The organism is Pseudomonas putida (assembly GCF_050990305.1).
Taxonomy (GTDB): Bacteria; Pseudomonadota; Gammaproteobacteria; order Pseudomonadales; family Pseudomonadaceae; genus Aquipseudomonas; species Aquipseudomonas putida_AH.
On the sequence record NZ_CP158817.1, the window covers coordinates 4,733,261 to 4,754,301 of the forward strand.

Here is a 21,041-nt window from a genome sequence, read left to right on the forward strand (position 1 = left end):
GCCCTGAAAATGACATTTTCGTCACCATCCAATGACAAGCATTTCGGGCTAGAAGATGAGAGTTAGAGCTACAGTCATATGCGAAAGAGATCGGGAAATCTTGTTCGTTCGCAAGCGGAGGTCAAAATGGTCTTTGCCTGGTGGCAAGGTAGAGGCTGGCGAAGCTATCGCTGAAGCTGCCGCTCGAGAACTTCAAGAAGAAACTGGGTTAAACGCTGATCAACTCCTGTACATTTTTGAGCTCGATGCAGGCAGCACACGGCACCATGTTTTTGAGGCTTCTGTTCCAGATGCCGCAAGCGCCACACCTCAAAACGAGATCATTGAGTGCATTTGGCATTCTTTGAGTACGTTTCATGACCTAGACACAAGCGAAGCTACAAAATCTATTGTCAGATCATTTCTACGACGCCTTTAGCTCCCTTGAATCATTCCATTGCAGCATTCCGAGTGGCCGTATTGGGTCGTTTTCAGCCGGTCGCGATGGGCAGAAAACGGCCGATTGTGTTGAAAAAGTCGGCTTCGGTTTCCACGGCAGAAAAGTACGCGTCTGAGATTGAAATCCGTGTTTTGCGCAGAAGGCTCAGGGCTCAGATTTGACGTAGCGGCGTGCAAAAAAGGCGTTTTCACCGCTCAATGCATGGGTAGCCAGGCCGGGTCGACTTTTTCAACACAATCGGCCAAAAGCTGCCTCTCATATGGCATCTACGATATCGGGACCGATTCATCCTGATCTGCCAGGCCATCGACTCCAATCTGGTGGTTCGTAAAGCTAGACTATGCTCGTGGAATCGTTCAATTAGGAGATATTCGTGGGATATCTTTTGAGAGGCCAGAGAATGTCTTCTATTGGCCGATTCTGCAATTAAGAAAGGCGCTCCGAAGAGCGCCTCGTTTGCTGCTATCAGTTGATTTGTTTCAGATCAGACTTCCCCGAGCCATCAATGTTGATGCGCCGAGGCTTGGCTTCCTCTGGTACAACTCGCAGCAGATCAATGCTCAACAGCCCATTGGACAACGATGCATTTTGAACCTCAATATGGTCCGCTAAACGGAAAGACAGTCGAAATGCACGTTGAGCGATTCCCTGATGAAGGTAAATCGCCTCCTTATCGCTTTCTCGCTTGCCACCGGCGATGGTCAAAACCTCCTTCTCGACTTGAATGTCCAAATCCTCCTCACTCAGACCTGCCGCCGCTATGACGATTCGATAATGATCGTCACCGTGCTTCTCGACGTTATGAGGTGGGTAGGTAGTCGAGGCCGCCTCGCTGCGTAGCGCGGATTCAAAAAGGTCGTTGAAACGATCAAAGCCTACCGACTGACGGAACAGTGGGGCCAACGAAACGGTAGTAGCCATAGCTAAATCTCCTGAGATTTCTCCAAGTGATTTATGGCGCGACCCGGTTTCGGCATCGCGTACAAAAATATATAGCGATGTGAGAAAAACGATTCAAGAGGATCAAAAATAATTTTTTATTCTCAAAAGACGAAGGCATCAACGAGGTCATTTATATTGGCCAAAGGCATCGGCTTGGCACGCCCTTTATAGTTTCGAAAGCTGACTGGTTTGAATCGCCCCTGATTTTGTAGACGCAAATGACTGGCAGCAATGGGTCGTTTTGAGCCGGTCGCGACAGGCAGAAAACGACCCATAGCTGCCGCTGGCCATGGGCAGAAGTCGGTTCGAAACAGCCGTTCAATAATTCTATTGTTTAGGTCTTGCTGATGGGATGACTAGGTTGAACCAGCGTCGCTACCGCAATCACCAGTTCATCTATTGTCCAAGGCTTTTGTAAATAGATTGTTGAGTCGGGCACAGTTGAGGGGGCGGATTCGTAGCCAGATGTAAGAACGGCGGCGGTGGATGGCCATTTCATTTTTACTAACTTAATGAAATCTACACCCTTAAGCTGGTCAGGTAGGCCGTGATCAACGATCACCAGCGGGCAACCATCTGGCATTCCCAGTAAGTAGATCAAAGCATTGTTGGCAGACTGGAAATCCAAGGAGTGAAGTCCGATCTCGGCCAGAGTGTTCACCATCAACATCCTCTGCGTGGGATCGTTCTCGACAACGATGGCCCATCCATCTAGCGGTAAGAGTTTTTCCCACTTTGCCTTCATGCTCGATCCTTACTCAGGTACTACCAAGGCATTGATTGCGGTTGTCTTAGTGTAGGCATTATTCCGGAGCTGTCCCTGTTTGCTGCCTTGGATAGATAGCCCCGATGTCGACACCAAATCTGGGAACTCAGCACCGTATGTAAGGAAGTTCCCCCGCTTTTGGGGAATTGTCGCAGGCATGAGGCCTAGGCTTGACTGTGCCGGATGGCTGGCTTGGATATTGCTCAGATGCTCGTGCTCAACAACTTGTTGATCGACTGGAGATTAGAGCCTTGTGGAAACATCCTCTGCTTCTAGGCATCACATGTGGAATTACGATCCTCGCTGTTGGATTGATCACGAGCTTTATCCTGTTCCAGTGGCAGCTGAGATAACCAAACGACCCCAAGTAGCGTGCAGTCGTTGGCGTGAACCCGAATAAAAGACCTGCTCCAGCGTTCGCTTCTGGCCGCTTTCTGCCTGCCACGACCTGCTGAAACCGACCCAAAGCCGCCCTTAGCGAAGGGCGCAGATCGACTCAGTGCTGACATTCATGGACTGAAGCTCATCTGGTTCTACCTTGAACGATCGGACCTCGCGCCCAGGTTGATCTAAAAGTGAAAACGGCCCCAATGAGAGTTAAGATGACGCTCGCGGTTAGGATGGCAACGGAGTGCCGGCTATAGCCATACGCGTCGTTCAATGGGGGAATTTAATGTCTCGCACTTTCATGTATGTACGCGTCAGTACCCCGGATCAGTCCCCCGCGAATCAGGTTCGGGAAGTCGAAACTGCGGGATTTACCGTGAGCGAACGCCGACTTGTTGTCGAGTGCATCAGTGGCAGCGTAGCAGTGCATGAACGATCGGGGTTCTCAAAACTCATGGATCGTATGGAGTCGGGCAGCTCTTTGATCGTTACTCAACTGGACGATCTGGGCCGGAACCTCACGGATTTTCTATCCACGATTGAACGGTTAGCCAGCAAAGATATTGGCGTGCATTGCCTAGCGTTAGGCGTAATGGACTTAACCAGTCCAGTAGGAAAAATGGCGATGGGAATTTTGGCGGCAGTCGCCAAGTTCGAAAAAGACATGCTTGTTGAGCGAACCCTAACGGCGCAATCCCGAGCCCGGGAAAAAGGTTTGAGAATAGGACGACCAGAAGCGTTGTCAGCGGAAAAACGGGAGGCGGTGTTGGCTCAACTCTCTGCTGGCACATCCGTTCCAATGCTTGCGAAGACGTTCAACACCTCTCGACAGACCATCATGCGGATACGTGATAGGGCGAGGGCCGCAGGTACACTTAGAAGGTAGGTTTTCATATAGTGATGCGAATTTCGACTGCAACGCTGGTTACGGCGTCGCTTTGATCTCTGGACGAAGAAACCCGGACGGACATATCTCTTCGATTTACGCCCCCTCGACACACGACGTTTTGTCAGTGTGAGCTTCACGTCGACAATGTGCACGGTGCTCTGGCCGAAATAGCCCCAAAAGTGATGATGGCGACAGGCAAAACAGACCCCAAACAGCTAATCCTTCTGGATGCTGTTGACTGAAATGGAAAAGCCCGCATGGGCGGGCTCGGGGTGCAACGAACGGTGCTGATCCATCAGCTGCTTACGAGTCTAGTTGAATTCCGTTTAGGCGCAAGTCGACCATTAAAGACATTCGCGAGAGGCTGCTACTGGCCGAATGCTCCCCCGATTGTGGGCACCATATTCGGGAGCTCTGTACTTTATGTGGGGATCCCTCGCAGGCAAGAAGCCTAGGCCTGGCCATGCTAGCTGGGTGGTTTGGTTGTTGCTCAACTGCTCGTACTCAACAGTTCGTTGATCGATTCTGGAGATAGCGCCTTGTGGAAACATGCCCTGCTACTAGGAATCTTCTGTGGATTTGTGATTCTTTTATTCGGATTGGCCGCGAGCATTATCATTTTTCAATGGGGGTGAGATAACCAATAGGCATAAAGCAAACCAAGTCGCTTAATCCCTCAACACAAACAGTTGTCGTCGGCAGCAGCTTCGGAATTGAAAAGGATTTCGAGTGGCCACCTTTGGCCGATTACTGCCTGCCAGGACGACTCCCTAGAATTGACGTAGTCGCATAATCGCATCAGCAATAGCTTTTGCATTTGTGTCCAGAGTTTCCATGGCCACGATTGCGTTACCGGCTACATCCTCTACGCCATTCTCTGAAAGCCATTTCGTGACCTCATCTATAGCCGCACCGATTGCATGCTGGTTGTGCAGAAGCAACGTCAGAGCATCTGCCGTGGCGATGTTGGAGTCTGAGTTATCTGGCATGGGATCCGTCCTGGAGCTGGGAGCTTGGAAAGCCTAGTCCATGCGACCGGAGTAGATTGGCCCTAACACTCATTCATTAGGCTCATTTTTTCACACCAGAATAGTGCGCCAGTCCCATATCAGTCCCATCTGGCTATTTTTCAGACGCCAAAAACCACAAACCCCCGACTTTCTCTAGGAAAATCAGGGGTTTGCGTTTTAAAAATTTGGCGGTGAAGGAGAGATTCGAACTCTCGATACAGTTTCCTGTATACACACTTTCCAGGCGTGCTCCTTAAGCCACTCGGACACTTCACCGTATCTCTTCAAACATGTTCTGTCTGTCGAGGCGCGCTAATGTAGTCGAAAGCTTTTCCGATGGCAAATATTTTTTCAGAATTTTCATGCGCTTAACGCAATTGGTCGTTTCAAGCCGGTCGAGTCATGGCAAACCGGCCAATCTCTGGTTCAGCCTGCGCCTCTATAAAGAGGGCAATGTGCCGTTGGCACGGCGGGCTACGCGTGTCGAGCAGGCAAAGGGTGACCGGCGGGTCAGTCACAGCGCTTTACCTGGCCAGTGGCCGTGGGTAACTTCTGCCCAACTTTATTGAAAGGAATAGCGTCATGAGTGAGTTGATTTCTTACCATCTCGAAGACGGTATCGCGACCCTGACCCTGAGCAATGGCAAGGTCAATGCCATTTCTCCGGACGTGATTGCTGCCTTCAACGCGGCGCTGGATCAGGCAGTAACCGATCGCGCAGTGGTGATCATTACCGGCCAGCCTGGAATTCTCTCCGGCGGTTACGATTTGAAAGTCATGACATCCGGCCCAAAAGAAGCCGTTGCGCTGGTAACGTCCGGTTCGACCCTGGCCCGTCGCCTGCTGGCGCACCCCTTTCCCGTGATTGTGGCGTGCCCTGGTCATGCGGTGGCCAAGGGCGCGTTCCTGCTGCTATCGGCCGATTACCGCATCGGTGTCGACGGCCCTTTCAGCATCGGCCTGAACGAAGTGCAGATCGGCATGACCATGCACCACGCCGGAATCGAGCTGGCCCGTGATCGACTGCGCAAGTCGGCGTTCCACCGCTCGGTGATCAACGGTGAAATGTTCAATCCGCAGAGCGCCGTGGATGCCGGCTTCCTCGACCTGGTCGTGTCGGCCGAGGAGCTGCAAGGTGCAGCATTGGCGGTGGCTCGTCAGTTGAAGAAGATCAACATGACCGCCCACAAGAACACCAAGCTGAAAGTGCGCAAAGCGCTGCTGGAAACCCTGGACAACGCGATCATCCAGGATCAGGAGCATTTGGGGTAAGCCCAAACCTTTCGCTACGAAAAGCCCGACCGTCGCGTCGGGCTTTTTCTTACGTACGATGTAGAAAATGCCGTAACCGCTCTAGCCCACACCTGACCCTTCAGTCGGAAACATGTACTTAAACATCGGCTATCTCCCGCTTCTTGTGCGGCAATTGCCGAAAACAGTGCACATCCGTACACTGCGCCACCTTTTGTCCCGGTGGGGCCTGAAAATGCTGTTTGCTTTACGTATGTCATTGATGGGCCTGCACTTTATGGTCGCGGGCGTGCTGGGTGTGATTCTCGGGCTGTGCCGCCCGTTCAATCCGGACAACAGCCGTCTGTGCGCGCGCCTCTATGCCTGGCCGGCGATGTGCATTCTACGTTTGCGAGTGAAGGCCGATGTCGGACCGTTGATGGATAAACCCGACAGCTGCGTGATCATCGCCAACCACCAGTCCAACTACGACCTGTTTGTATTCGGCAACGTGGTGCCCCGTCGCACCGTGTGCATCGGCAAGAAGAGCCTGAAATGGGTGCCATTGTTCGGTCAGTTGTTTTGGCTGGCCGGTAATGTGTTGATCGACCGTGGCAATGCGCAGAAAGCCCGACAGTCGATGTTGACCACCACCCACACCCTGCAAAACGAAGACACCTCGATCTGGGTCTTCCCGGAAGGCACGCGCAATCTGGGCGAAGCGTTGTTGCCGTTCAAGAAAGGCGCCTTCCAGATGGCCATCGCGGCCGGCGTACCTATCGTGCCAGTGTGTGTAAGCAGTTACGTCAAGCACATGCGCTTGAACCGCTGGCGCAGTGGGAACATTCTGATCCGATCGCTGCCGGCCATTCCTACGGCGGGATTGACGCTCGATGACATGCCGATGCTGATTGCCCAGTGTCGCGAACAGATGCGCGAGTGCATCGACTCGATGGACCGGCAACTGCAAGCCGCTTGAACGAAACCCGCCCTGTGCGGGTTTTCTTTTGATTCTTCACGGAATCCCGGGAAACACAAATACAGTAAAAACACGCTGTTGTAGGAGCCGGCTTGCTGGCGATAGCGGTCGGACATTCAACATTAACGTCGACTGTTACACCGTTATCGCCAGCGAGCCGGCTGCTACAGGGATTGCTGGTAAACCATGAATTTCGGGTAACCTTTCTTTTGCCCTTGAACCGCACAGATTTCACTGACGCTCCAGTAGCAGACAAGGCTAAGCTGAGTATCGCTCGCTACTTTTTGCTAATGAACGCCTGCTAATAAGAAGTGAATCACCATCATGGGTAGAGTTGTTGCTGCTGCGGTTTACAGCGCTGGCAAGAAAGTCACCAATATCACCCTCGACGAAGGCGCGGCCTGGGCTGCAAAGCCCGGTCACTTTGTCTGGATCGGCCTTGAAGAGCCGAACGCCGAGGAACTTTACAACCTGCAACGCCAGTTCAACCTCCACGAACTGGCCATCGAAGACGCCCTGGAAAAACACAGTCGACCGAAGCTGGAAACCTTCGGCGACGCACTGTTCATCGTCACGTACTCCCCAATCCGGGAAGAAGGCAAGCTCAAGTTCATCGAGACACATATCTTTGCCGGCAACGGCTACATCATCACTGCGCGCAACGGTCACTCGGCGTCCTACGCCTATGTCCGACAACGCTGTGAGGCGCGTCCACTGCTGCTGGAGCACGGGGAAGATTTCGTACTCTATGCCATCCTCGACTTCGTCATTGAGAACTACCAGCCGATGGGCGAAGCGATCCACGCCGAGATCGATGAGCTGGAACGCAACGTCATGTGCGGCACGCTGAACGAACGCGATATCCAGGACCTTCACGGCCTTCGCCGTGATGTGTTGCGCCTGCGCCGTTACGCGGCACCCATGGTGGAGATCGGCGAAGAACTGCAAAGGCTGAGCTTTCCATTCATCGACAAGACCATGCGCCCTTACTTCCGCGATGTGCAGATTCATGTCACCCGGCAGATGGAGGACTTGGCCACACTGGCGGACATTGCCAGCCAGACCATTGAGGTTGGGGTGTTGCTCGAGGCGTCACGCCAGAGCGTGGTGCAGCGCAAGTTCGCGGCGTGGGCGGCGATCCTGGCATTCCCGACGGCGGTGGCCGGGATTTACGGGATGAACTTCCAGAACATGCCCGAGCTGGCCTGGCATTACGGTTATTTCGGGGTGCTGGGGCTCATTACGGTGGGGTGTGTGAGCTTGTGGGCGAGTTTCAAGAAATCGGGGTGGTTATAGGAGCGAACTCGCATTCCTTTGTAGGAGCTGTCGAGTGCAACGAGGCTGCGATCCTTTGATTTTCTAAAACAAGATCAAATGATCGCAGCCTTCGGCAGCTCCTACAGGACACCGCGTTCGCAGGAGGATCCGTGTTATACGGCCTCTGGCTTGTGCGCCACAAACCGCATCATCCACTCGGCCACGGTGGTGCCGTGGTGTTCGCTGTCCAGGCTCGCGATGCCTTTGGAATAAACCTGCTCGCCCAGCGCCTGCTGACGAATCTCCAGCAAGGCTCGAGAATAGTCGTGGATGAACTCTGGATGCCCCTGGAAGCACAGCACCTGATCGTTGATGTGGTACGCGGCATAGGGGCAGAAATCGCTGGAGGCGATCACCGTGGCGTTCTCCGGCAGTGAGGTCACCTGATCCTGGTGACTGATCAACAGGGTCAGCTCTTCGCGCACCGGGCTCATCCACGGCGCCTTGGCAGCGAGTTTGTAATTGTGCGTGCCAACGCCCCAGCCCTGGCTCGCACGCTCGCTCTTGCCACCCAGCAACAGCGCCAACAGTTGGTGGCCGAAGCAGACGCCCAGCAGTTTGTCGCCGCGCTCGTAGCGGGTCAGCAGGTATTGCTTGAGGGTCTGGATCCATGGGTCGGTGCCGAAGGAGTCGGCCTTGCTGCCCGTGACCAGGTAAGCATCGAAGGTCAGGTCATCGCTGGGGTAGTCCCCCTGCACTACGTTGTAGATCGTGAAATCAGCGGCGATGGGTTGCTGCGAAAACAGGCGCTTGAACATCTGCCCGTAGCCCTGATATTGGTCGACCAATTCCGGACGCAGGTTGTCGGTTTCCAAAATGCAGATGCGTAACGACATAAAAAATACCTGACACGTGATGGGAATAATGCACACCCCAGAGCCTGCCTCGAAACACCGCATCAAGGCAAGCCCCGCCAGGTGTCACCGATCCCTAAAACGCCTCCCCTTTGGCCGCTTTCTCCAGCAGCAATGCCGGCGGCGCGAAGCGCGAGCCGTATTGCCCGGCCAGGTACTGGGCGCGGGCGACGAAGTCCTTGATCCCGTACTGGTTGATGAACTGCAAGGCACCGCCGGTCCAGGCAGCGAAACCGATGCCGAAAATCGAGCCGACGTTGGCGTCCGCTGTAGAGGTCAGCACGCCCTCCTCCACGCAACGCACGGTTTCGATCGCTTGCACGAACAGCAGACGGTCCCGCACATCTTTAGGCGATATCTGCCCGTCGGCCTTTTCAAAGCGCTTTTTCAGTTCCGGCCATAGATGCTTTTGGCCACCTGCCGGGTACTCGTAGAAACCTCCGCCCGCGGCTTTGCCCGGACGTTTGTACTCATTGAGCAGCAAGTCGATCACCGCAAAGGCCGGATGCTCGGGCAGCGGTTTGCCTTCGGCTTGCAGGTCCTTGGCGGTTTGCTGGCGGATATGGCTCATGAGGCTCAGGGACACTTCGTCGGAGATCGCCAGTGGCCCGATGGGCATCCCGGCCTTGCGCGCCTCGGTCTCGATCATCGGTGCACTCACACCTTCGCCCAACATCGCGATGCCTTCATTGGTAAAGGTGCCGAACACTCGCGAGGTAAAGAAGCCCCGACTGTCGTTGACCACAATCGGCGTTTTTTTGATCTGCAGTACGAAATCAAAGCCGCGGGCCAGGGTTTCGTCACTGGTATGGGCGCCCTTGATGATTTCCACCAGCGGCATTTTGTCCACAGGGCTGAAGAAATGCAGACCGATGAACTTGCTTGGGTCCGGCACGGCTGTGGCCAGGCCACTGATCGGCAGGGTCGAGGTATTGGAGGCGATCACGGCGTCAGTGCCGACAACCTTTTGCGCGGCCAATGAGACCTTGGCCTTCAGCTCGCGGTCCTCGAATACGGCTTCGATGATCAAATCACAACCGGCCAGATCACCATCGCTTTCAGTGGCAAGAATGCGCGCCAGAACTGTTTCGCGCTGCTCGACACTCATCTGCCCGCGCGCCACTTTCTTGTCCAACAGCGCAGCCGAATGCGCCTTGCCCTTTTCGGCAGCGGCGAGGTTGATGTCCTTGAGCACCACGTCGATGCCGGCCGAGGCGCTGACATAAGCGATGCCCGCGCCCATCATCCCGGCGCCGAGCACGCCGACTTTGCGGGTGGCACAAGGGGCAAAGCCCTGTGGTCGAGAGCCGCCGGCATTGATCTCGTTGAGCTGGAACCAGAACGTGCCGATCATGTTTTTCGCGACCTGGCCGGTGGCCAGTTCTGTGAAATAGCGGGTTTCGATCAAATGTGCGGTGTCGAAATCCACTTGCGCGCCTTCGACGGCAGCACAGAGAATTTTCTCCGGGGCCGGCATGCAGCCCTGGGTTTTGCTGCGCAGGATCGACGGCGCAATGGCCAGCATCTGTGCGACTTTCGGGTTCGACGGCGTGCCGCCTGGAATCTGGTAACCCTTCACGTCCCAACGCTGCGCAACGGTCGGGTTAGCAACGATCCAGGCCCGCGCCTTGGCCAGTAGTTCTTCGCGATCCGCCGCCACTTCATCGATCAACCCCACCTGCAACGCCTGTTGCGGCCGCACCTTTTGGCCTTCGAGCAGATACGGCAGGGCTTTTTCCAGACCGAGCATTCTTACCATGCGCACCACCCCGCCGCCGCCCGGCAGCAGACCGAGAGTCACTTCCGGCAGGCCGAGTTGCACCGATGGGCTGTCCAGCGCCACGCGGTGATGGCAGGCCAGGCAGATTTCCCAACCGCCGCCCAGCGCTGCGCCGTTGATTGCCGCGACCACGGGCTTGCCGAGGGTTTCCAGGGTGCGCAACTGCCCTTTGAGGCTGAGCACCCTGTCGTAAAAGGCCTTGGCGTCGGATTTGCCGACCTTGATCAATTCATTGAGGTCACCACCGGCAAAGAAGGTTTTCTTGCCCGACGTGATGATGACACCGGCGATGTCGTCCTTTTCAGCCTCCAGGCGGGACACGCAGTCAGCCATGGCTTGACGGTACATCGCATTCATTGTGTTGGCGCTCTGGCCAGGCATGTCGATGGTCAGGGTGACGATACGGTCCTGGCCCTTTTCGTAACGAATGGCTTGTGACATGGAAGGTTTCCTTGAAGTCGGGGAGCTCAGAGGCGTTCGATGATGGTGGCAATGCCCATGCCGCCGCCGACACACAGGGTCGCGAGGCCATAGCGCAGGCGCCGATTTTCCAGTTCATCGAGCAAGGTGCCCAGGATCGCGCAACCGGTGGCGCCCAACGGGTGTCCCATGGCGATGGAGCCGCCGTTGACGTTGACCTTGTCCGGATCGATGGCCATGTCCTTGATGAACTTCAACACCACCGAGGCAAACGCCTCGTTGACCTCGAACAGGTCGATGTCCTCAACCCGCAGCCCAGCCTTCGCCAACGCCTTGCGAGTGGCCGGCGCGGGGCCGGTGAGCATGATGGTCGGGTCGGTGCTGGTCACTGCCGTGGCGACGATCCGCGCCCGTGGCTGCAACCCCAGCTCCCGCCCCTTGGCCTCGGAGCCGATCAGCATCAACGCCGCACCGTCGACAATCCCCGAGCTGTTGCCGGGGGTGTGGACATGGTTGATCCGCTCCACTTGGCTGTAGACCCGCAGCGCGGTGGCGTCGAAGCCCATCTGCCCGATCATGTCGAAACTCGGCTTGAGTTTGCCCAGGCCCTCCATGGTGGATTGCGCACGAATGAACTCATCGTGATCGAGCAGCACAATGCCGTTCTGATCCTGCACCGGCACCAACGACTTGCTGAACGAACCATCGGCCCGCGCCCGGGCGGCTTTTTGCTGCGAGTACAGCGCGTAAGCATCGACGTCCTGACGACTGAAGCCTTCGAGGGTGGCAATCAGGTCGGCGCCCACGCCTTGCGGTGTGAAGTGGCTGTGCAGATTGGTTTCCGGGTCCAGCGCCCACGCCCCGCCATCACTGCCCATGGGGACGCGTGACATGGACTCGACGCCACCGACCACCACCAGGTCTTCGAAGCCGGAACGCACTTTCATCGCCCCCAGATTCACCGCCTCCAGGCCCGATGCGCAGAAGCGATTGATCTGCACGCCGGCCACGCTGACATCCCAATCCGCGACTTGAGCGGCGGTTTTCGCGATGTCCGCGCCTTGATCGCCGATGGGCGTCACGCAACCGAGCACCACGTCGTCGACCTGACGGGTGTCTAGGGCTGTCCGATCCTGTAACGCCCTGAGCAACCCGGCCACCAGATTCACCGGCTTGACGCTGTGCAAGGCGCCATCGGCCTTGCCTTTGCCACGGGGCGTGCGTAATGCGTCGAAAATCATAGCTTGGGTCATGACGTCCTCGATCTTGTTGTTGTGAAGCAAAAGATCGCAGCCTGCGGCAGCTCCTACAGCAAATCGCGCTCTTCGTAGGAGCTGCCACAGGCTGGGATCTTTTGATCTTTAAAGAACTGTCACCTTGATTCCGAGCCGCCGGGGATTCAATGACCGCAACGCTCACCGGCATTGACGCCCACGCTCAGACGGACGGTCGTCAACAATCGGGCAAACCATTTATTGACGCGCAGGTGTCTAGCAAAAGGCCGCCCAAGAAGCTGGCAATAGGCCTCATGCTTTTTTAATAGCATTGAGTAAGAGCACCATACTAAATGGATCTAAACCACGGGTGACGCGGCCTCTAAGGTGAACATGTACGAAGTTGTCGTCGGGTTTTGCCGAGGCGCTCGTCTTACAGGAAGTGCAACGTTTGCCGTCATGGAGTCGTGCAGGCAGGCATCAGGAAATAACAAAAAAAAGGCGGTCAGCCATGTTCAAACAATCGAAAGTTCGTCAAGCAGGTCTCATTCTCTTCGCCACCACACTGTTGTTGATCTTGCCCAACCTGACCAAGGTGATCGGTTAGTCGGTATAAAAACACGGCACCCGTACTTTAATATCGCCACGTTAAAAATGTGACTGGCTCGCTACCCGGGCCAGCGTGGCTGTGCCAATCTTTGGGCACTTCCACGACATGGACGGCGATCACTTGAAAACGCTCATTCTATTCGGGGCCTTGCTGCTCAGCACGCCTCTGTCTGCCGCACAGCTGAACCTGGAGCTGGGCGAGAACGGTCGCACCTGGCAGACCGAGGAATTGCTCAAGCATCCTCAGGCCCAGACCATCACCATCCCCAATGATGTGTCCTACAAGCGCGACATGAGTTATCGCGCAGTACCCTTGTCGGCGTTGTTGACCGGCGTTAAACCTGACGATCATTTGCAGGCTGTTGCGCTCGACGGTTTTGCCGCGGAGTTATCGGCGGCACCGCTGCTCAATACTCAGGGCGCGCGCGCTTGGCTGGCGATTGAAGATCCGACGAAACCCTGGCCGCCGCTAGCAGAAGGCAAACACAGCGCCGGGCCGTTTTACCTGGTCTGGACCGATCCGCAGGCGGGCAACATCAGCCCGGAACAATGGCCGTTCGAAGTCGCCAGCATCAAGCGCCTGGCGCCGGTGGCCGAGCGCTTCCCTGCCCTGCTGCCGGATCCCGCCTTGAAGGCGGACGACCCTGTGAATAAGGGCTTTGCGCTGTTTCAGAAAAACTGCCTGGCCTGCCACCGGTTGAACGGTGCCGGGGATGCGCAGTTCGGGCCGGACCTGAATATTCCCTACAACCCAACCGAATATTTCGGCGAGGACTTTCTCAAGCGCTACATCCGCGATCCACAGAGTTTGCGCCAGTGGCCGCAGGCGAAAATGCCCGGCTTCTCGACCGAGGTGCTGCCGGATGAGGACCTGGGGATGTTGGTGGGGTATTTGAAGCATATGGCGGGGCGCAAGGTTAAACCCTGACATTGATGCCCTTGTAGGAGCTGCCGAAGGCTGCGATCTTTTGATTTTGCTTTAAAAGATCGCAGCCTTCGGCAGCTCCTACAAAGAGCATCCGGGTATTTACTGTTGTTGGACAGAGAGCACAGGCGTCGGCGAGACAAACACTTTGGCATGCATTTGCTCACACCCACCGCCTCTGCGCATTCCGCGCACCGGGCAGGCATCCAGATAGTCCAGGCCCACCGCCAGTTTCAGGTGACGCTCGGGACGGGCCAGTTCGTTGGTCACATCGAAGCTGTACCAGGCGTCTTCAAGCCAGGCTTCGGCCCAGGCGTGACTGGCCAGGTGCTCGCTGTTTTCGCTGTACAGATACCCCGACACATACCGCGCCGGAACGCCAAGGCTGCGAGCACAGGCGAGAAACGCATGGGTGTGGTCCTGGCACACCCCCGAACGCCCGGCAAAAGCCTGGGCGGCGCTGGTGTCCACTTCGGTAGCGCCCGGTGTATAGGTCATGTACTGATTCAGGCCATGCATCAAGTCGATCAGTGCCGTGCGGTCCCGACGTTGCTTGCACGCCTGTTCGGCGAACGCACGCAACGCCGCGTCAGCTTCAGTCAGGCGAGTGAAGCGCAGGAACGGTAACGCCGACTGGCTCTCGTGCTCGGCTTCGCGCAGCTCGTCGATGTCGACCTGGCCACGGGCACCGATGACGATCGCTTCGTGGGGTTCGTCCATGGTCAACACATGCAAGATATTGCCAAAGGGATCGAGTTGCGCGCGCACCGGGCGCGGCAGGTCGAGCTGCCAGCTGAGGACATGTTGGCGCTCGCTGTCGTGGGGTGTCAGGCGCAAATACTGGATGCTCGCCCGTACCTGATCTTCGTAGTGATAGGTGGTCTCGTGGCTAATGGAAAGTCTCATGCGGCCTCCAGGTAGGAACTGTGAATCGCGTTGCCCAACTGGCGTACCAGCGGGATGAATTCGGTCAGCCAGGCATGCAGGCCTTCGTCGAGGATTTCGTTGATACCGGTGTAGCGCAGGCGCGCGTCCATTTCCGCCGCCAGACGCTGTGCGGGACGGCCATTGGCCCCCGGCAGTTGGGCGAGGATCTGGTCGATCTCTTCGGTGCAGGCGCGCAGGGAGCGCGGCACATCCGCGCGCAGCAACAGCAACTCGGCCACGTGTCGGGCGCCAGGGGCGTCGCGGTAGATTTCGGTGTACGCCTCGAACGACGACAGCGCCCGCAGCAACGCACTCCACTGGTAGTAGGCGTGGGCTGTGCCGTCGCTGACCGCTTCGGCCTGATCACCGGCCATTTCGTAGCGGGCATCGAGCAGGCGTAACGTGTTGTCGGCTCGCTCGATGAAGGTTCCCAGGCGAATGAAGCGGAATGCGTCGTTGCGCATGATGGTGCCGTAGGACGCGCCGCGAAACAGGTGGGAACGTTCCTTGATCCACTCGCAGAAACGGCTCATACCGTAACGGCTGAGGCCCTGCTCGGCGATCCCCCGAATTTCCAGCCAAGTCGCGTTGATGTTTTCCCACATGTCGGCGGTGATTCGCCCACGCACCGCGTGAGCACTGGCCCGCGCCGCGCCGAGGCAGCTGTAAATGCTCGCCGGATTGGCCGCATCCAGGGCGAAAAAATGCAGCAGCCGTTCAGCGTGCAACTCGCCGTGGCGTTCGAGGTAATCGTCCAGGGTGCCAGTGATCAGCAGCGGCATGGCCAGTTCGTGCAGACCGTTACCACGGCCATCCTGTGGCATCAGAGACAACGAATAACTGATGTCGAGCATCCGTGCGAGGTTTTCCGCCCGCTCCAGGTAACGCGACATCCAATACAGATCCGAGGCAGTTCTACTTAACATGACAGGCTTCCTTCAATCCTCGACCACCCAGGTGTCCTTGGTTCCGCCGCCCTGGGAGGAATTCACCACCAGGGAGCCTTCGCGCAGGGCGACACGGGTCAAACCGCCGGGCACGACCCGGGTTTCGCGGCCGGACAATACAAACGGACGCAGGTCGATATGGCGCGGCGCGATGCCGCTTTCGACAAAGGTCGGGCACGTCGACAGCGACAACGTCGGTTGCGCGATGTAGGCATGGGGCTTGGCGATGATGCGTGCACGGAAGGCTTCGATTTCCGCAGCGGTTGCCGCCGGTCCTACCAGCATCCCGTAACCGCCGGAGCCCTGGGTTTCCTTGACCACCAGTTCCGGCAGATTGGCCAGTACGTGGGAAAGCTCAGAGGGATTACGACACTGCCAGGTCGGCACGTTCTTCAGGATCGGCTCTTCATCAAGATAGAAACGGATCATGTCCGTGACGAACGGATACACCGATTTGTCGTCTGCCACGCCGGTGCCGATGGCATTGGCCAGCACCACATTGCCGGAGCGGTAGGACGACAGCAGCCCTGGTACGCCGAGCATCGACTCCGGGTTGAATGCCAATGGATCGAGGAAGGCATCGTCGAGGCGACGGTAAATCACATCCACTGCTTTCGGCCCGTCGGTGGTGCGCATGTAGACCTTGTCGTCACGCACGAACAGGTCCGCGCCCTCCACCAGTTCCACGCCCATTTCCCGCGCCAGAAATGCGTGCTCGAAGAACGCACTGTTGAAGCGCCCCGGCGTCAGCACCACGACGCTCGGGTTGTCGATCGGACTGGAGCTTTTGAGAGTGTCGAGCAACAGATTCGGGTAATGATCGATGGGCGCGATGCGTTGTGCCGCGAACAGTTCGGGGAACAGGCGCATCATCATCTTGCGGTCTTCGAGCATGTAGCTGACACCGCTGGGGGTACGCAGATTGTCTTCGAGCACGTAATAGGTGCCGTCGCCGTCGCGCACCAGATCGACACCGGAGATATGCGAATAGATATCGCGGTGCAGGTCCAGCCCTTGCATTGCCAACTGATACTGCTCGTTGGCGAGCACCTGTTCGGCCGGAATGATGCCGGCCTTGATGATCCGCTGCTCGTGGTAGAGGTCGGCGAGGAACATGTTCAACGCCTTGACCCGCTGAATGCAGCCGCGCTCGACCACGCGCCATTCGCTGGCTGGAATACTGCGTGGAATGGTGTCGAAGGGAATCAGGCGCTCTGTCCCTTGCTCATCACCGTAGAGCGTGAAGGTTATCCCGGCGCGATGAAATAACAGATCGGCCTCGCGTCGCCGTTGTGCCAAAAGCTCGTCAGGCGTTTCGGCCAGCCAACGGGCAAACTCCCGATAATGCGGGCGGACCTGGCCGCCGGCATCGTACATCTCATCAAAATAGGTGCGGATCATGCCGTACTCCTTGTCACCCGGACGTACGGGCCTCTGCAAGGCCCGCGCCATCGGCATAAACGCTTTGATATCAATCGGTTGGATAATCAATACGCAGGCACCGCACCATTCCTGTGCGGTAACTGCCCCAACCTGATCGCCCCCGCTTCATTGCAAGGCAATGTTGCTGCCTATCACGAGCATAGCCCGTAGGAGCCGGCTTGCTGGCGAAGCCGGTGTATCAGGCGCTGCATTGTTGACTGGACTGCCTTCTTCGCTGGCAAGCCAGCTCCTACAGGTCCGTGTTCGATTTCACATCTGCTCAAACGCAAACGGCCAACCCGAAGGTCAGCCGTTATTGCCGGTTGCTGCTGTTCATGAGGTTATGCGAGTCGCCCTCGTACCTCCTGCTTGACACCCCAGCCCTCAATGATGCCGCCCAATGGCTCGACCACGGCTTCAAAACCCTGCTCGAAATCGCCAATGTCGTCATAAGTGGCGTACATCACCTTGCTCAATTCCAGCGCCCATGCGCCGTCATCACGCACACTGATCTGCGCATTCAGGGATTCGCCTCGATGGAAATGACCTGCCGCCCTGCGTGCCCGCTCCTCGTCCGGGAAAATGGCGTAGAACTCGATGGGATGGAACCTTGAAAAATCGAAACCGCCTTCTTTCATGCGGCGCAGCACGCTGCTGCTGATGTCTTCTTGATAGGCTGTGCTCATGAAACGTCCTCCTCAAACCGATGGATAGACTTTCCGTACTCCCTGCGCGAGCAACCTTGGGTGCAGGCGTTTCGGCAATCGATATGCCGGCGGGAAACAAGCATGAAGCTGTGAAGACCAGACCTTAGCGATCCGTTCGCTGATCTCGTTTGCAGAGTAGCCCCAGGACAGAGCCGCTGCCAAGGCCTGGTTGAGAATGTGTCAGGAGATGTTCAGATTGGCGTGATGCCGAGGATTTGAATGCTGTACTGCGCTTTTAAGCTTTTAACCGTCGCATCAGCGGTTCGCCCTTCCAGATCGTTCAGATCCAGCTTGGCGGCGACAGGAAGGAACCGTTCCTTGATGAGTTTGGCGGCCTGTTCATGACTCGGGCATTGCTCGCACTCGAAGAGTTCGTCGATCGTTTCACCATGATCATCCACGAAAGTGACTTTCCACTTTGACATTGGAGCCTCCTCAACCAAACCCGTAAATGGGCTTACACCTATCTCGACTTTTAGACTGATTGATCGTTCAACCTGATACCGCATCTTTGCCTACAACCACACACTCCGTAGGAGCCGAGCTTGCTCGCGATGGCGGTGTATCAGTCAATTGAGATAGTGACTGATACACCGCCATCGCGAGCAAGCTCGGCTCCTACAGGGGTCATGCGTCAGCCATCAATCGTTGCTTGGCTTGCCCACAGCCTGCAGCACGTACTGCGGCAAGGCGAACGCACCGATGTGTACTTCCGGATTGTAGTAGCGCGTGACGATACCGCTGCCAGCGAAACGCTGTTGCAGGGTTTCACGGGACAGTTGGCGATAAGCGGTATCGGTCGAGCCCCAGGCGAAGGTCATCGAACCACCAATGTAGGTCGGCACCGCCGCCTGGTAGAAGTGCCAGTCAGGGAACAGGCTGCGCAGGCGACCGGCGGTGGTTTTGACTTCTTCGATCTGCATGAACGGCGTGCCGTTCTGGGTCACCAGGATGCCGCCTTCGTTCAGGCAGCGGTGACAGGCCTGGTAGAAGTTCTCCGAAAACAACACCTCACCCGGACCGATCGGGTCGGTGGAGTCGGAAATGATCACGTCGAATTTTTCGGTGGTGGTGGCGACGAAACGCATGCCGTCGTCGATCACCAGATTCAGGCGCGGGTCGTCATAGGCGCCCTTGGAGTGGTTTGGCAAGAACTCCTTGCACATGTCGACCACGGTGCCGTCGATTTCGACCATGGTGATGTGCTCGACGCTGCGGTGTTTGGCCACTTCACGCAGCATGCCGCCGTCGCCACCGCCGATGATCAATACACGCTTGGCGCGGCCGTGGGCGAGGATCGGCACGTGGGTGAGCATCTCGTGGTAGATGAACTCGTCGGCTTCGGTGGTCTGGATCACGCCGTCCAACGCCATGACCCGCCCCATGCGTGGGTTTTCGAAGATGACCAGGTGCTGGTGCTCGGTGCGCACTTCGTGCAGCAGTTTGTCCATGCGAAAACGCTGGCCGTAGCCTTCGTACAGGGTTTCCAGGTAGTCGTTGGTTGGGGTAATGCTCATGGGAAGTGCTCCGATGAATGCGGGTGGCAACGGACGGTTACCCGCCCATGATGGCCAATCGAATGCCTCGATTGCCCGGGAAAGGCGCGCATTCTACGTTGCGGAACATGACAGGTCGAACCTTCTGAAACACGCCGACCTGTAGGAGCAAAGCTTGCTCGCGATGGCGGTGCATCCGGCGCCACATCAGTGAATGAACTGACGTCATCGCGAGCAAGCTTTGCTCCTACAGGCTGCATCAAATTCTGATGTTCCCCCGCGGCCCGGCAATGGCCCAGATGATCAGGCCCAACACTGGCAGCAGGACAATCAACAATATCCAGAGGACCTTCATCCCAGTTTCGGCGCCACTTTTCAGCACGTTGATGATGGCCCAGATGTCCAGGGCCAGAATGACCAAGCCGACCAGGCTGTTAAAGGTGGAACCCATGGTGACGCTCCCGAAGAGTGGTATGCCCCCTTAGGATAGCCGCCCGTGGCGAGGGTTCCTTTTAATTGACAGCTTTAGCGCCTCAGACGTGGATCGCCACTTTTAGGGCTTCCAGGGCAGGCGCAGCGGCGATGCCGACTTCAGCGCACAGCTCGAGCACCCGTGGCACATCATTGCCGTAGACCAACACCACTTGCAGTTCGTCGTCGAGCAACTGGCTGAAGTTCATCAGCACATAGCCACCGTTCTCCTTGTTCAGGCTGCTCATTTGCACCTGAATTCGATTGAGCGCGGTCAGGGCTTCGGTTTTGGCCAACTGCTTGGGCTTGAGGTTGAACTCGACACCCGGACCGAACGACGCAACGATCTGGGCGAACAGGTCCATGTAGGTGTCCGCCTGGAACAGCACGGTGTCCGGCAGGCTGCCAACGACCACCCACTCGCCCAGCGGGATCGGGAAGGTGTCGTCGAAGTTGATGTCCGGGTTGGCTGTCAGAAAACCCTGTGGATCGGCGTAAGCCTGGGCCGCCTCGTCAGCCACCTTGAGGATTTCGTCTTCGCCCATGCACCCGGAGCTGATTTTGCTGATGAGTTCGACGAGTGCGGCTTTCATGGGGAGGATCCTGTAGCGAGGGAATTTTGAGGGCGCGAAGGATAACGCATTGCGCCCTGCTTTTGCTTTTCGTAGGAGCGAGGCTTGCCCGCGAAGAACGATTATGCGGTTTAGAAGTAGACCGCGTTATCGTTCTTCGCGGGCAAGCCGCGCTCCTACAGGTTTAGGGGTTAGCCCAGCAGTTTCTCCAGCTGCGCAATGGTGTCGGCAGCGCCCAATGTCTTGGCCGCCTCCAGCGCCGTAACGCCGTTGGCGTCCTTGGCTTTCGGGTCGGCGCCTTTGCTGATCAGGTAGTCAACGACTTCGACGCGGTTGAACATCGCCGCCATCATCAGTGCAGTCCGACCGTCGAAAGACGAACCGTCAACTTGCGCGCCACCCTCGACCAGCGTCCTGACCATGGCCAGGTCACCCTTGAAGGCCGCGCCAGCGATCGGGCTCTGGCCGTTGTCATTGCGGATTTCCGGGTCAGCCTTGTGTTCGAGCAACACTTTCACGGTGTCCACATGACCGTGGTACGCGGCCAGCATCAGCAAGGTGTCGCCCTTGTGATTGCGCAGGTTCGGCGGCAGGCCCTTGGTCAGTAGCGCAGCCATCATGGCCGCATCGCCCTCCCGTGCCTTGTTGAATACCTGTTCGGCAAATTCAGCGGCTTCTTCGGGGGTCATCTGGCGGCTTTTGTCTGACATTGAACGCTCCACTTTCAGTTATTCGCAA

General features: G+C 57.0%; 21 protein-coding genes and 1 tRNA gene. 6 read left to right on the forward strand and 16 right to left on the reverse strand.

Features of this window, described 5'->3' with window-relative positions; all coding sequences use genetic code 11:
• Positions 1-55 precede the first annotated feature (55 nt).
• Complete coding sequence (locus ABTV22_RS21240; RefSeq protein ID WP_433736442.1) at positions 56-418, forward strand: NUDIX hydrolase; 363 nt, start codon at positions 56-58, stop codon at positions 416-418.
• A gap of 486 nt (positions 419-904) precedes the next feature.
• Here the strand turns inward: ABTV22_RS21240 and ABTV22_RS21245 are convergent, their stop codons facing one another.
• Together ABTV22_RS21245 and ABTV22_RS21250 are read right to left on the reverse strand one after the other, a co-directional pair.
• Complete coding sequence (locus ABTV22_RS21245; RefSeq protein ID WP_272605997.1) at positions 905-1,360, reverse strand: Hsp20 family protein; 456 nt, start codon at positions 1,358-1,360, stop codon at positions 905-907.
• A 355-nt stretch (positions 1,361-1,715) separates the two neighbouring features.
• Complete coding sequence (locus tag ABTV22_RS21250) at positions 1,716-2,126, reverse strand: response regulator (RefSeq protein ID WP_433736443.1); 411 nt, start codon at positions 2,124-2,126, stop codon at positions 1,716-1,718.
• A 694-nt stretch (positions 2,127-2,820) separates the two neighbouring features.
• Here ABTV22_RS21250 and ABTV22_RS21255 point away from each other — a divergent pair.
• On the forward strand, positions 2,821-3,420 hold the full coding sequence (locus tag ABTV22_RS21255) for a recombinase family protein (RefSeq protein WP_433736444.1): 600 nt from the start codon (positions 2,821-2,823) through the stop codon (positions 3,418-3,420).
• Between the two features lie 773 nt (positions 3,421-4,193).
• Here ABTV22_RS21255 and ABTV22_RS21260 read toward each other — a convergent pair.
• On the reverse strand, positions 4,194-4,412 hold the full coding sequence (locus tag ABTV22_RS21260; RefSeq protein ID WP_433736445.1) for a hypothetical protein: 219 nt from the start codon (positions 4,410-4,412) through the stop codon (positions 4,194-4,196).
• Positions 4,413-4,619: 207 nt separating this feature from the next.
• Positions 4,620-4,709: transfer RNA gene (locus tag ABTV22_RS21265), tRNA-Ser, on the reverse strand.
• 306 nt (positions 4,710-5,015) lie between these two features.
• On the opposite strand from ABTV22_RS21265, the gene ABTV22_RS21270 reads away from it, so the two are divergent.
• The 3 genes from ABTV22_RS21270 to ABTV22_RS21280 all read left to right on the forward strand — a co-directional run bounded on the left by ABTV22_RS21270 (position 5,016) and on the right by ABTV22_RS21280 (position 7,938).
• On the forward strand, positions 5,016-5,705 hold the full coding sequence (locus ABTV22_RS21270; protein ID WP_433736446.1) for a crotonase/enoyl-CoA hydratase family protein: 690 nt from the start codon (positions 5,016-5,018) through the stop codon (positions 5,703-5,705).
• A gap of 214 nt (positions 5,706-5,919) precedes the next feature.
• Positions 5,920-6,642, forward strand: coding sequence for a lysophospholipid acyltransferase family protein (locus ABTV22_RS21275; RefSeq protein ID WP_433736447.1), 723 nt, complete (start codon positions 5,920-5,922; stop codon positions 6,640-6,642).
• Between the two features lie 324 nt (positions 6,643-6,966).
• Positions 6,967-7,938: a magnesium and cobalt transport protein CorA gene (locus ABTV22_RS21280; protein ID WP_433736448.1), complete on the forward strand. Its 972-nt coding sequence runs from the start codon at positions 6,967-6,969 to the stop codon at positions 7,936-7,938.
• A gap of 134 nt (positions 7,939-8,072) precedes the next feature.
• On the opposite strand, the gene ABTV22_RS21285 is transcribed toward ABTV22_RS21280, so the two are convergent.
• From ABTV22_RS21285 to ABTV22_RS21295, 3 genes are all read right to left on the reverse strand, one after another.
• Positions 8,073-8,795 carry an amidotransferase gene (locus ABTV22_RS21285; RefSeq protein WP_433736449.1) on the reverse strand — a complete coding sequence of 241 codons (723 nt, stop codon included), beginning with the start codon at positions 8,793-8,795 and terminating at the stop codon, positions 8,073-8,075.
• A 94-nt stretch (positions 8,796-8,889) separates the two neighbouring features.
• Positions 8,890-11,034 (reverse strand): 3-hydroxyacyl-CoA dehydrogenase NAD-binding domain-containing protein, encoded by a 2,145-nt coding sequence (locus ABTV22_RS21290; protein WP_433736450.1) that lies wholly within the window; start codon positions 11,032-11,034, stop codon positions 8,890-8,892.
• Between the two features lie 26 nt (positions 11,035-11,060).
• The gene (locus ABTV22_RS21295) at positions 11,061-12,266 is read right to left on the reverse strand and encodes an acetyl-CoA C-acetyltransferase (RefSeq protein WP_433736451.1); all 1,206 of its coding nucleotides are present in this window, start codon (positions 12,264-12,266) and stop codon (positions 11,061-11,063) included.
• Positions 12,267-12,942: 676 nt separating this feature from the next.
• Here ABTV22_RS21295 and ABTV22_RS21300 point away from each other — a divergent pair.
• Positions 12,943-13,764, forward strand: a complete 822-nt coding sequence (locus tag ABTV22_RS21300; RefSeq protein ID WP_433741465.1) for a c-type cytochrome — start codon at positions 12,943-12,945, stop codon at positions 13,762-13,764.
• A gap of 99 nt (positions 13,765-13,863) precedes the next feature.
• Here ABTV22_RS21300 and ABTV22_RS21305 read toward each other — a convergent pair whose 3' ends face one another.
• The 9 genes from ABTV22_RS21305 to ABTV22_RS21345 form a co-directional block, all read right to left on the reverse strand.
• The gene (locus tag ABTV22_RS21305) at positions 13,864-14,667 is read right to left on the reverse strand and encodes a transglutaminase family protein (RefSeq protein WP_433736452.1); all 804 of its coding nucleotides are present in this window, start codon (positions 14,665-14,667) and stop codon (positions 13,864-13,866) included.
• Entirely contained in the window at positions 14,664-15,614 is a 951-nt protein-coding gene (locus tag ABTV22_RS21310; protein WP_175390617.1) for an alpha-E domain-containing protein, read from the reverse strand. Before ABTV22_RS21310 ends, ABTV22_RS21305 begins: the two co-directional genes overlap by 4 nt.
• 12 nt (positions 15,615-15,626) lie before the next feature.
• Positions 15,627-17,036, reverse strand: a complete 1,410-nt coding sequence (locus ABTV22_RS21315) for a circularly permuted type 2 ATP-grasp protein (RefSeq protein ID WP_433736453.1) — start codon at positions 17,034-17,036, stop codon at positions 15,627-15,629.
• 362 nt (positions 17,037-17,398) lie between these two features.
• Positions 17,399-17,743, reverse strand: coding sequence for a ribonuclease E inhibitor RraB (locus ABTV22_RS21320; RefSeq protein ID WP_053157306.1), 345 nt, complete (start codon positions 17,741-17,743; stop codon positions 17,399-17,401).
• A 212-nt stretch (positions 17,744-17,955) separates the two neighbouring features.
• Positions 17,956-18,189: a hypothetical protein gene (locus ABTV22_RS21325; protein WP_433736454.1), complete on the reverse strand. Its 234-nt coding sequence runs from the start codon at positions 18,187-18,189 to the stop codon at positions 17,956-17,958.
• A 216-nt stretch (positions 18,190-18,405) separates the two neighbouring features.
• Positions 18,406-19,281 carry a polyamine aminopropyltransferase gene (gene speE, locus ABTV22_RS21330; RefSeq protein ID WP_433736455.1) on the reverse strand — a complete coding sequence of 292 codons (876 nt, stop codon included), beginning with the start codon at positions 19,279-19,281 and terminating at the stop codon, positions 18,406-18,408.
• Positions 19,282-19,519: 238 nt separating this feature from the next.
• Positions 19,520-19,711, reverse strand: a complete 192-nt coding sequence (locus ABTV22_RS21335; RefSeq protein ID WP_433736456.1) for a PLDc N-terminal domain-containing protein — start codon at positions 19,709-19,711, stop codon at positions 19,520-19,522.
• Positions 19,712-19,793: 82 nt separating this feature from the next.
• Positions 19,794-20,324 carry a hypothetical protein gene (locus ABTV22_RS21340; protein WP_433736457.1) on the reverse strand — a complete coding sequence of 177 codons (531 nt, stop codon included), beginning with the start codon at positions 20,322-20,324 and terminating at the stop codon, positions 19,794-19,796.
• Between the two features lie 170 nt (positions 20,325-20,494).
• Complete coding sequence (locus tag ABTV22_RS21345) at positions 20,495-21,013, reverse strand: ankyrin repeat domain-containing protein (protein ID WP_433736458.1); 519 nt, start codon at positions 21,011-21,013, stop codon at positions 20,495-20,497.
• Between the last annotated feature and the right edge of the window lie 28 nt (positions 21,014-21,041).